Source organism: Candidatus Hydrogenedentota bacterium (assembly GCA_019695095.1).
Taxonomy (GTDB): Bacteria; Hydrogenedentota; Hydrogenedentia; order Hydrogenedentales; family SLHB01; genus JAIBAQ01.
In genome coordinates this window covers 1-12,111 of sequence record JAIBAQ010000176.1, presented here as the reverse complement: position 1 = coordinate 12,111, position 12,111 = coordinate 1, and the positions used below count along the sequence as shown (strand labels likewise).

Sequence of the window (12,111 nt, the reverse complement as noted above, 5' to 3'; positions counted from 1 at the left end):
CCGCCGAGAATGGGCCCTACGGATAGCTCGTCGGAGGCGGCGGCAGCGGCGGAACCCGCGGCATAACGAACTGAAAACGTAACCAACGCCAAAGGGATACTGTCAATTCAAGTATTGGTCAGGACATTTGAGGCCTATTTCGTAACGGTACACGAAACCTCCTCCAATTTTGAGTTCTCATATGCACAATTTCTACGAACCCTTCAGATTGTTGGCGCTGCGCTCTTGGTCTTGATGCTTGGCCTCTTTCTCTTCGAAATCTTCTACTCTGGGACTTGGCCCAGCAGGCATGACATCGCAAGAGTTGTTCTACCGCAATTAATACTCTATTTGCTCCCTGCATCTCACCGGTGTGCTCTTCGTGGCGAACGGCGGCGGGGGCTTGCACTGCTAACTATTTCATTCTCCGCATTGGCAATTGTTCTATTCGAGCCAGATTTGACGTTTGCTCCCGTTCCGCGATTCTTCATCTATTGCATTTGGGGCGTCTTCTCCGGATGCCCGATTGCAGTCGCGCTACTCTGTGCGCGGTTGTGGTGGAGGTTGGCGTACGCAGCGAGCGGCCCCAGGCAGGGTTTCTAATATGTCAGACTACCCTGAAACGCCATCTGTTCCCCCGCAGTTGCCCGCTGACTATGTTTTGGTCCACCAGTGGATAGAGGTTGCGACTCGTGGTCTCTGCGACGAGGCGCGTGAACGCATCGCTGCCGAGGTGCGCAGGCACGTATACGAGACCGTGGCCGAACTTGAAGGGGAGGACGTTCCGTCCTCGGAAGCGTTCCGCGTTGCTCTGCAACAATTGGGCGACGCAAAGATTGCGCGGAGAAGTTTTCGGCAAACCAATTGGACAGAAACCGAACACCGATTGTTGAGCAAGTACTGTTCTTCCTGTGCGCCGCTTGGGAAGAAGCTAACCGGTTTATGTTTGTTATCAGTCGTCATTGCTGAATGCGCAGTGTTCTTTCTTGGCGCCAATGGATTGAAATGGGATGACTTCTTACAGACGCAGTACATAGCTTTGAATGTCTTGTCTATTCTGTTTGCCTTCCATTTCAGGGAACGCTGCGATCCTCGGGCGAGTATGGGTGCTCTGCTTATCGTGGCACTTGCACCGCTATTGGCCGTGCCAAGTTGGTGGCATGAGTATCAAGAGGACTCGTTCAACAGAGTACGTTCCATCGTCTGGATCGTCATCGCGCTGTGTTTTGCTCTCTTTGGGCTGTTCAGACTAGTGCCGCTATGGCTAAAGATTGGTCGAGTCTCGCCTCCGGCCAAACTGGAGAAGTGACGTGGTGGAGTACACGCATACCATGGATACGCAGGCGTCCTGCCTTGGGAACCATGAATTCGAGAAGTGGATTGAGACTGCGACGCGCGGTTTGTGTGACGAGGCGCGTGAACGTATTGCCGCGGAGATTCGCACACACGTCGAAGAAACGATGCAGGGCTTGCAGGCCGAAGGAATAACCGTAGACAACGCGGCTGCGGAGGTACTTCGTCAGTTGGGATCTCCGAAGGCCGCGTGCCGCGCGCCTCGGAGAGCGAATTGGACCGCCCGAGAGTGTGCCTATCTTCTGGATCTTCCTGAGCAGTGTCTGTACAGAATTCAAGGGATCGAACCCCGCTTTAGCTTGTTATTTTGGTCTGTCGCAAAAGTGATCTGCACAGTTGCTATAATGCTGCTCCACTCCGTATTCAACCAATTATCGGCAGTTCAGTCAGTTCTGCTGTGGGCGTGGCTTTCACCAGGCTTCGCAGCGTTGGGTTTGTTGCCGGTACTCCCTCGCGCACTTGTGCGGCGAGGGTTAGTGCGCTGCGCCGTTGCCGTAGCCGCAGTCTGCAGAATGGCTTGCAGCTTGTGCTTTCTTCCCGCTCTTTTTCTGCTCGTATTTGCTCCCCATGCGTCGATGGCGTTTGGGTATGCCTTGTGCTTTCTGCTTCCCCTGCTGGAGCACTGGCGAGTCTGGCGCAAACTCGGTTACGTCAAGCTGCCCGCGAGTCGCATGAACTAGTTCGTGCGGCGTTGTGCGATGCGGACGTGCGCGGTGTCTACCAAGTAGCAAGCGATTCTATTCTTCCCAGCAATTGCCGCGCTCTCGCGCTGGCGGTGTGGTGTTCGCGGAAGATCGCCGCGCCAGCTCGGGCAATCTCCATGCACTCGTCTTGATGGGAAGACATGTATGCCAATCTCTCCTCCAATTCGAGGAGATCATCGAAGAACAGCGCGGATTCTCCGTGGACGAAATTGTGGGGTATACGTATCGGCGGCCGTTCGGCGAGCAGCATGACGCCATGCGCCGGAAGTTCCCAATAGCGCACGGTGTCGTATCCAAACCCGAAGAAACTTAGCCCTACACGGGCAGTCGCGATCGCTTTGCGGTAGTCTTCCTGCGAATAGTGGCGGTTGACGTCGTATCCCTTCGATTGGAGGTAGTCAAGGTAGAGCGAGCGTGTCCCGAAGATGCGCTTCCCTGCCCAGAAGAGATCGTGCGTCCGCGGCACATCGATGTCCTTCGGGACCAGGCGATCCGGATACCCGAACGGAAGCGGAAAACTGTTGGGACCATAGTCGAAACCGGCCACCATTTCCCGCTTGAAGTATGCTGCAACGGATGGCCTTCCCAGGTACTCCAAAACAACATGCTGGAATGGCTGGCAATCGTCCCAGGGGTCGTACACGACGACGGGCACGTCGGGCGCGGCATCTAGAAATCTGCGCACGGTTTCCTCGCTCGACATTTGAACCGTGTCTGCAAAAAGGATGAGGTCGAACCGTCCGTGGCGAAGTTGTTGCTCGATGGCCGCGGGTTCAAGAGGTTCGCCGGGGTACTCGAATACGCACGGATAGTTGAGCGCCTCTTCGCGCGCATGCCCATGCAATGTGGGTTTCCACGGGTACTCAACGACGTTGTCTTTTCCCAGCACAATGCACAGCCCGTCATAGAGGCAGTCCATTCCGTAGTCCGAAGCGTCGTGTGTAATAACCAGGATGCGAGGAGGCCGTTTTTTGCCCGTCCATATTGGCGACGATTCAGATTCCGGCTGCGGCGCGTCGGAGGGCTTCAGTCGGGTCATCAACACCAAGGATTCTTCGTTGGGCGCAACATGACAAACCGACTTCAACAGACGCATTGCCATCGCGTCGTTTCCGAGGTGATGCCACAACTCTGCGAACTGCCTGTAGTAAAGGTGCATTTGCGGAAACGGATGTACCGCAAGCTGAAATTGCTTTCGTGCGTGCGCGAAATACGTGTAGGCGAGATCCCGCGCGTTCTCTCGAATCGTCATGGCATGGAGGATTCGCAGCTTCTCTCCCGCAATCAGTCCGGTCTGCTCAACGCTAAGGTTGACGAGACTCTCAATCGAATCGAGCGCACTTAAGGCTCGATTAGGCATGCCTTGCTGCTCGAGAGCTCGGGCATGCGCGATAGGGTCGTAGGTACTACGGACCAGAGCAACCGCCGTTTCGCTTCGTCCATTTCCTGAGCGTGCCAGAACGCCCACGGAAACAAGTCCGAGCTCACTCCACAGCACGGCAAGTTGTTCAGGAATGCCGCACCATTCGCCTTCTTGGCTGACAATTACACAGACAGTCCCGAACGGACCGAGCTTGGATACAGCAGGCTCCATGAGGCCGCACAAATCCGGCGGAGCGCAGGGCCCGACGATCATGCATTCGCGCGATCCAGGTGGTACCGAGTCAAGCAATTCACGCGTGGCTTGGATAACCGTCGAATGACGCGCGGTCATGATAGACATGAACTCGTTGGTTGCATGTCCCACGAATAAAATGCTTGAAGCCGGCTTTGGTACAAGTGATGCCAGCTCACTCGCGGCGATCAGTTGCATACGTCCCTTACTGCATTCTGAATTCGATGAACCGGACCTCGTCGGAGAGGTCACACAATCGTGAGGATAACTCGGAGACGAGCGACAATGAAACCTGCCCGTGGCTGGCGCCCATGCCGAAGGATGATGCGCGATCTTACTGCACGACTTTTACGGGGGGCGCTTCGTTCGAGACCGGGGTGGCGTCGATCACGCCTTTGAGAATATCCCGAATCTGCTCGATGACAAGCTGCCGTATGCGGAAGATTTCGGGACGGCCGGCCACCATCGCATATCGCTGATGCGATTCGGTCTCGCTGATTTTGCCGATGGCAAGCGGTCCCAGGAGTATGCTACCCGAGCCTTGGCTTTGGCTCTCTTTGACCGCGGTGACTCGAACGGTCATCATGGGCGCGTCGAGACCATAGGGTGCGAGATCGGGCGGAGTGACCGGAGTCGCGACGTCATCGGCAATGCATGTTTCCAGCGTTTGGAGCAAATCCTCCATATCGCTTTGGGTTTCCCACACCTTGCCTTTCGGCTCGTCGACCAGCCACGCGCGTTCGCCCTTTCTGAAGAGGTAACTGACGCCTTCGAATGTGAGTTCGACCTGGGATGCTTCCGCTTTTCTGAAGGACAATAGTCCCTTAGAGACAAAGTCCGTATACGTTGCGCGCCATGCATCCACCTGTGGCTTGTCCAACTTAGTGACAGCGCCGGTGTCTTGGGTAACGTAATAGCTTTCGACATCCGGGACCTTTGCCCCCACGAGGATCTGCACGGGGTTCGGCGAATCCGCGTAGGTCACTGTCATGCGAATCGCAGGTGCATCCAGACCGAATTCGGGTTTGATCTCGGTGTAGTAATCGGTACCTTTTGCGCTGACCAGCGTGCCAATGAAACGCGATACCGCCGCCTGATCCGTCTCCATGCCGGGCGGATCGGCCAAGCGCCAAGCTTTCCCTTCAGGGTTCTCCAGCGTGAAGGTCTGTGGCCCCGCCTCGTATTTCAACGAGCGAATATCCGCGGCCGGACGCGTAAGAATGCGCTTTTCATTGAAAGCGTCTACCCTTTTGGGGAACAGAGTCACAATGTGCGAGTCTACGACAAAGACCCCTGGCGATGACTCCTTGCGGACGTATATCCCGCCCTTTTCCGAATCGCGATCGAATGATCCGTAATAGACGGTCTGGAGTGCGCCGTCTTTGCCGCACCGTACCGACACGCGCGCCAACGGCGGATCGAGTCCGTAATCAGAAAGGCTTTCCGGTTTATCGACGTAGCCGCGCCCGAGGGAGTACTGCAAGTCCGAGACAAAATTGCCGATCATCTCTTGATCGGCCAAACCGGTGGCCGGCTTCACCAAATGCCACTGCTTGTCTTCACCCAATTCCACGACGATGGTCACGGTCTCTTTATACGGTGAGTTGGCACTTGCAGTACCGCCTTCCTTGTCGGCGGGGACTATCCACGCGAATTCCAGGTGGGTAATCTGATTCTCGATATTCTCGAAGAGATAGCGGTCGCGCAGAACGAGCAGCGATCGATCCAATTCGAAGAACGACTCCGGGGTCACGAGGAATACCGTGCCATCTTCATGAAGCGCATACCGAAATTTCTTGGTCGGATCCAAAACCCCGAAGCTCAGGTTGACAGTTGTGCCGCCCTCGAGCTTGGCGTTTACCTTCAAGACCGGTTTTGCCAGCCCGTACTGATCCAAGTCTTCCGGCGACTGCGCGATGGTCCGTTCGTTCTTTAGTTCAGACAGCGCCTTGGCAACTCGTTCCCAGATCTCGGAATTCGGACGCACCTCATAGGGCTCGGTCACTTTCCAGTTAGTGCCGCCGGTGCGCACGCCGGTCGAAGGCCTTTCGCCTTCCCGCTCGATGGTGACGGATTGGACAGCGGGCGGCTCGAACGAGAACAGTTTCTTGGCCTCTTCGACGCGCTGCTTCGTCTCCTGTTGCCAATACTCCATGCCCCAATATGCTACGCACAGGAGAGCAAGCACCCCGGCCAGAGCAATGGTTGTGCGCGGCCTCATCGGTACTTTCTCCGCACCAGATACGTGCAGAAGCCGGCGAGCAGGACCAACTGAAGCACGCCCATGGTCGACACCCACGTCAGAATTTTTTCATCCGATTCGGACAGCCGTATCGGCTGGTTTTCCTTGGTGTGCGGCCGAATTGCAATGATATCCTCTTGTTCCGTCAACCACGCGACACAGTTGAGCATGAAGTTCAAGTGGCCGCCGTTCCTCATGCTGTCTCCCTTCGCGAAGTCCGAGTCGCCGATTACGACCAATCGCGCATCGCGCGTGCGTCCAGCGTCACCCGTCGGCGTGTCGGTCTTCATCGTGACAGCTACGGCCACTCCCAACGACGCCAAGGGCTCTGTTCGCGGATCCTGCACCGGCATCTTCCGCATGGCGAGACTCTGGAGATCTTTCTCGGCATACGCATATGGAAGCGTCCTGAGAATCATATCGCCAGCGACTCTGTCGGGAAGTTTGCTTGCGAGGGTCACGGTCCGAGCCGTCATGAGGTCTATGAACTTGTCGAAGCCCTTTGTGATGGGACTATTCTGAGAGAAACACCCGTGAAACTCGACATTGGGTACATTGATTTGTCCAAACTGATTGACTGCCGCGGCGTCCGATAGAAGCGTCACTTCGCCAAGGCGCTTGTTCACGTTCGGATCCGAGATAATGAGGTCTTCTCCGACGACAATTCCGAATCGCTGTTCGAGCCACGTAAACAGGCTCTTTCGTACGGGCGGCCCACCGACGACAAACTGGGGATCCACGAGAACAAGTAAGCGTCCACCGCCGCTCACATACGCATCCAGCGCCTGGAGTTCTTCTGGTGAGAAATCTCCGCCTGTCCCCTCGGCAATTCCGTAGATTACCAACGCGGAATACTTGCTCGGGGAAAGCCCTTGCCCGCTGGTTCGTATCGAAACCGATTCGAACTGATAGCCTTCGGAGTCAAGGAGGGCCCTGAAGTAGGCGCCGTCCCGCGTGTTCAATTCCGTCTCGCCGTGTCCCGATATGAAGCCTACGAGGGGAGCCGAGTCTCGCAGCACATTGATGAGCGCGTTCGTGAAATCGCTTTCTTCCAGTTTGGGATTCGGCAGCTTCAGTCCGATTGTCTTGTTGCGTGTGCCACACTTCAGCACAACTGTTCCGTTCGGGTCGAAATACGTGAGCTTCATGGCCTCCAGTTTTGCGCGCTCCGTTTGAGGATCGAAGAACTCGACCTTTAGGTGATTGGTGAGACGCTGGCAACGCTCTAGAAACCGAGCCGTTTTTTCTCGCGCGATGTCAAGATCGCGAATGTCGGTCTTTGTGAACAGACCAATTACCGTCACGTCTTGCGTAAGGCCCTTGAGCACTTGCACGGTCTGCGGCGCCAACTCGGCGCGGCCTTCCTGAGTAAGGTCCCATGTGCGGTCCCAACGGTTCGCGAAGGCATATAGCACCACGCAAATCGCAAAGAACACTGCCGAAGCGATGATTCCATTCAATGCCTGAATATTCTTTCGCTTCTGCGATACTCCCGCCATCGCGACCAGCGAGAGAATAATCCATAGGCATCCGCTGGCCCCGGCAACGATTAGTAGCGTGATAATGCGCGACGCAAACAAGTCCCGTTGAAGCACAAGGATGTTGAGAGCGAATGTGAGGCTCAGTACGGCGGCAGCGGCTGCAAGAATGCGTGCGATTCGCATACCTAAGCCCTCCAACGCCGCGCTTCAAGCGAGCGGAACGTCAGGAACAGGAAGAACGACGAGAAGAGTACATAGTACGCGATGTCTTTGGGTCTCAGCGCGCCCTGAGCCATTTCCTGGGCATGCGCATCCAGAGGCAATTGCACCACCAACTGCCGGAAGATATGGTAGAAGAAGTTCGCTGCGAGCTGGATACTCTGTCCCCAGTTCGCGGGCACGGAGACGTCCGGCGGGAGATCCGATCCATAGGTTCCCAGGATGTACGAGACGAACCATAGACCGAACGTCAGTGTCCCTGCCGTAATTTGGTTGCCGGTTACCGACGAGACGAAGAGCCCCAGGCTCATGAAAGCCGCGCTCATGAGAAAGACCGTCAACAACCCGAAGACCAGTACAACCGGTTCCACTTCGGTGTGGCGAGCCATCAAGACCATGTGCACGCCGACGACCATCATCAGCACCAGGACGATCCCCAGGGAGGCCAAGTACTTCCCGAAGATGATCTCTCTGTCGCGAAGTGGGTGCGTGAGAAGTAGTTCAAGCGTTCCCCGGTTCCGTTCTTCGGCAAGGAGGCGCATGGTAATCAAGGGTCCAATGAAGAGGATCAACTGTCCGCAAAAGACGAGATAGGGGCTGAGCATCAACTCCTCGAAATTGGGTATGCCTTCGTAGCCATAGGAGTTCGGGGACTGCGTGATCTTGCAGAAGCCCGTGAATACGCCCGAAAACGCCGCCCCGGAAATGGCTGCGAACGTCGCCACGACGACATACCCTACGGGCGTGACGAAGAAGCTCGAGAATTCGCGTTTGCAGACCGCCCACGTGTTTCTCATGTCGCTTCCTCGTCCTTGGCGACTACTTCCACGAACACGTCTTCCAGGCTCTTGCCGCGCTTGCCTCCGGTCAGATGCTCCATCGTGTCCTGCGCGACAATTCGGCCCTTGTTGATGATGAGGACACGCTCACACAACATGGAGACTTCCGGAAGGATGTGCGTGCTTAGCAGCACCGTGTGCTCTTCGGCGAGGTCCTTAATCATGGTGCGGATATCCACGATCTGGCGCGGGTCCAGCCCCACGGTCGGCTCGTCCAGAATCAAGACAGGGGGATTGCCCACGAGGGCTTGCGCAAGTCCGACCCGCTGCCGGTAGCCTTTGGAGAGGTTGCGAATGATGCGTCTCCCCATGTCGGACAGGCCGCAGCGGTCCTTTACCCTATCCACTTCGATTCGCCTTTGGCGGCGAGGAACGTTCTTAATTTCTGCGACGTAGGTCAGATAGGAGTCAACCAACATCTCTCCGTAGAGCGGCACGCTCTCCGGCATATACCCGACCCGCCGCTTCACTTCGATGGGGTCGTCGTCGATATAGAATCCCGCAATCCGCGCCGTTCCGCTGGTGGCGGGCGTGTAGCCGGTCAGGATTCGCATGGTCGTACTCTTCCCGGCACCGTTGGGACCGAGAAAACCAATGATTTCTCCCTGCTCGACTTCGAAGGATACATCGCGTATCGCCGCGATGGAGCCGTAGAGCTTGGTGAGGTTCTTCGCTTCAATCATCGTGTTGCCCATTGATGCGAATAGGGTACGCAATCCAAGACCGTATACGCAACTGCAAAGGAATCAGTTGACGAAGCTGGGTGCGCCTTGCCGCCATGTGGCATATTTTGCCTGGTTGCATCGACTATATGGTTGACAATGAATGATACGTTTTCTCGTCTCGTCTGTATAATTGACTGAATTTGAACCAGTTAAGCTCGGGTTCCCAGCGTGGCGCACCCGGCATCCCGCTTTGGCATGAAGTGTGCTTCATACCCGGTAGATGCCGCTACGCGGCGCAAAGAAGGGTTCCACCTCATGAAAGTACAGTGTTGCGTTTGCCACAAGACTCGGATAGGCGGCGTGTGGGTAGCCACCGCTACCACCCCTGCCACCGATGAATCCATAAGTCACGGCTATTGCCCTCCATGCGCCGAGGCGGCCTTTGCCGAATTGCGCGCCGCCAGTAAGCAAGGCAGCCGCCGAAAGAAATCCAAAGACGCCGCCTAGCCCGACCTCCTTCGATGAGCGATGCTGATTAGAGCCGGTTTGAATGGCCCATGCGCGCAGAAGTACACGGCGACGATCCGTTCTGCGCGCAATTTCTTTGTTGAAGAAGAATTCGCATAATGCACTTTCTTTGATCGCCGATATCTGCTAAGCTGGCGTGGAGGGGGAAGGCAGCTAGCGGATTTGGATTGAGGCATGGGCCACAGTACGCACGTTCTCTGGGACGGTGCGCAAACAAGGGGGCCAGATGGCGATAGCTCTCAGACCGGAAAAATCCTCTCAAGCCGGCGTGCCCCGGTGGGTTTACGGGCTGGTTGTCCTGGGAGCCCTCATCGAGATTATCCGGTGGGTGGGCCGCTCACCTGACCGGATCGCTCTTGAGACCGATGTCCTCATTGGTATCGTGGCCCGAGTATTGTGTTGCGCGTCCATCCTCTTTGCCGTTTACTCTGTCGCTCGCCGGCAATCGTTGCGCTTCAGTCTTACACTTGGGGTGAGCGCGATAGTCCTTGGCTGGTGCTTTCAGGAAATCGGCCGGATTGACTCCATTGCGCACTGGTATACGCTGTCGGATGGACAAGAACTGCGGTCGTTGCTTTCCCGTGTTATATCGCTGGCAGGCTATATTTTTACGTTCATCGGCCTATTCTACGTTTTCCAGGAACTCTATCTGGCGCGACAAGCCGAAGAGGCGCGCAGCGACGAACTTGCGCGCGAGGTTCAGGAACGCCGCGAAATTCTTCAGGAAGTGTCGACCCGCGAGCGCATGTTGGCGCAGGCGGAGCGTCTGGCGCGCATTGGAAGCTGGGAATGGAACCGGGCAAGACAGACTTTCACGGTCTCTGAGGAGATGGCTCACCTCCTTGGGTTGGACCCCACCGAGAATGAGATTCCCCTGGCGTCGATTCAGGAGAGAATGGAGGAGGGCGAGTTTGAACGCATCCGGGGGCTAATTGCCCACGCCCAACGGAGCAGCCCGTTTATTGAGTGGGTGTCCAATCTATTGCACTCGAGTGGCTCCGAGCGGGCAATGCGCTGCAATGCCTGCGTGATGTTCGACGGCGAGTCCGAGACCCCCGCCCGCCTGGTAGGCACCGCCCAAGACATCACCGACCTGCGCCGCGCCGAACAATCCCTTCGCGCAAACGAGAAGTTCTTGGCGGACATCTTCGAGAGCATTCAGGACGGCATCAGCATACTGGACCGCGATCTTCACATTGTGAGGGTGAACTCGGCGATGGAGCGCTGGTACGCCCATGCCATGCCGCTCGAAGGGAAGAGCTGCTTCCAGGTGTATCACGGACGCGACATTCCCTGCGAAGGATGTCCCAGCATACGTACTCTTGCTACCGGCGAGGCCTGCCAGCAGACATTGGCTCGCTGGACGCCCGAAGGCGAAGTGCGTGAGTGGCACGACTTGTTCACCTTTCCCATGCGCGACTCCGAGACCGGCGAGATTCTGGGCGTTATCGAATACGTCCGCGAAGTCACCGACCGCGTTCGCGCGGAAGAGGCACGGCGCACGCTGGAGACTCAACTGCAGCACACGCAGAAGCTGGAGAGTCTTGGCGTGCTGGCGGGAGGAATCGCCCACGACTTCAACAACCTGCTGCAGGGCGTGCTGGGCGGAGTCAGCTTGGCGCTGCTCGAAGCCCCCGCAGACTCTCCGCTGAGGGGCAACCTGGAGACCATTTCGCAGGCCGCTCGCCGTGCCGCCGACCTTGTCAGCCAAATGTTGACCTACTCCGGCAAAGGACACTTCTCGAAGAAATCCGTTGCGTTGGGCCCGGTGGTCCGGGAGATGTTGTCCCTTATCGAGAGCTGTATTTCCAAGAAGACCCGTCTGGAATTCCAATGCCAGGACAACCTGTCAACCATCGAAGCCGATGTTACGCAATTGCGCCAGATTGTGATGAATCTCGTTACCAATGCCTCCGAAGCCCTCGTGGATGGCGAGGGCGTGGTCTCTATAGTTGTTGAAGGACGCCCCTGCGACTCCGTATTACTTCGTGAATGTGTCGTGGGTGAGGGTCTGGCGGAAGGCAACTACGTCTGTCTGCGCGTCTCGGATACCGGATGCGGGATGGATCAAGAGACGCTGCAAAAAGCGTTTGATCCCTTCTACACGACGAAATTCGCGGGGCGCGGTCTTGGCTTGGCGGTTGTGATGGGCATAGTCCGAACGCACGGCGGGGGGCTCCTCGTGGAGACTGAACCCGGACGAGGCTCTACGTTCACCGTGCTTTTCCCGTGTGCTTCCCTTCCGCCTTCGGACATAGTGGAGGAAACCGAGTACGCTCCCATAGAGCGAGCCTCGGGCACGGTGCTACTCGTCGACGACGAGCCGGTCGTCCTGGAAATCGGCAAGCGCGCCCTGGAACGTATCGGATACCGGGTGTACTGCGCTAACGATGGAGAAGCGGGTCTGGAGCTGTTCGAACGTCATGCGGACGAAATCGACGCCGTTGTGCTTGACATGAGCATGCCTCAAATGGACGGCAGGCAGA

Annotated in this window: 9 protein-coding genes; 4 read left to right on the top strand and 5 right to left on the bottom strand. The window is 56.8% G+C overall.

Going from position 1 to position 12,111, the window contains the following annotated elements; all coding sequences use genetic code 11:
• Window positions 1-736 precede the first annotated feature (736 nt).
• On the top strand, window positions 737-1,288 hold the full coding sequence (locus K1Y02_21010; GenBank protein ID MBX7258856.1) for a hypothetical protein: 552 nt from the start codon (window positions 737-739) through the stop codon (window positions 1,286-1,288).
• A gap of 1 nt (window position 1,289) precedes the next feature.
• Complete coding sequence (locus K1Y02_21005; GenBank protein MBX7258855.1) at window positions 1,290-2,012, top strand: hypothetical protein; 723 nt, start codon at window positions 1,290-1,292, stop codon at window positions 2,010-2,012.
• A 37-nt stretch (window positions 2,013-2,049) separates the two neighbouring features.
• Here the strand turns inward: K1Y02_21005 and K1Y02_21000 are convergent, their stop codons facing one another.
• From K1Y02_21000 to K1Y02_20980, 5 genes are all read right to left on the bottom strand, one after another.
• Window positions 2,050-3,759, bottom strand: a complete 1,710-nt coding sequence (locus K1Y02_21000) for a glycosyltransferase (GenBank protein MBX7258854.1) — start codon at window positions 3,757-3,759, stop codon at window positions 2,050-2,052.
• Between the two features lie 226 nt (window positions 3,760-3,985).
• The gene (locus tag K1Y02_20995) at window positions 3,986-5,872 is read right to left on the bottom strand and encodes a DUF4340 domain-containing protein (GenBank protein MBX7258853.1); all 1,887 of its coding nucleotides are present in this window, start codon (window positions 5,870-5,872) and stop codon (window positions 3,986-3,988) included.
• Complete coding sequence (locus K1Y02_20990; GenBank protein ID MBX7258852.1) at window positions 5,869-7,557, bottom strand: GldG family protein; 1,689 nt, start codon at window positions 7,555-7,557, stop codon at window positions 5,869-5,871. The genes K1Y02_20995 and K1Y02_20990 overlap by 4 nt, the downstream gene beginning before the upstream one ends.
• 2 nt (window positions 7,558-7,559) lie before the next feature.
• On the bottom strand, window positions 7,560-8,390 hold the full coding sequence (locus K1Y02_20985; protein MBX7258851.1) for an ABC transporter permease subunit: 831 nt from the start codon (window positions 8,388-8,390) through the stop codon (window positions 7,560-7,562).
• Window positions 8,387-9,115, bottom strand: a complete 729-nt coding sequence (locus K1Y02_20980; GenBank protein ID MBX7258850.1) for an ABC transporter ATP-binding protein — start codon at window positions 9,113-9,115, stop codon at window positions 8,387-8,389. The genes K1Y02_20985 and K1Y02_20980 overlap by 4 nt, the downstream gene beginning before the upstream one ends.
• 297 nt (window positions 9,116-9,412) lie before the next feature.
• On the opposite strand from K1Y02_20980, the gene K1Y02_20975 reads away from it, so the two are divergent.
• Together K1Y02_20975 and K1Y02_20970 are read left to right on the top strand one after the other, a co-directional pair.
• Complete coding sequence (locus K1Y02_20975; GenBank protein MBX7258849.1) at window positions 9,413-9,604, top strand: hypothetical protein; 192 nt, start codon at window positions 9,413-9,415, stop codon at window positions 9,602-9,604.
• 247 nt (window positions 9,605-9,851) lie between these two features.
• A partial coding sequence (locus tag K1Y02_20970) for a PAS domain-containing protein (GenBank protein MBX7258848.1) occupies window positions 9,852-12,111 on the top strand: 2,260 nt, incomplete at its 3' end.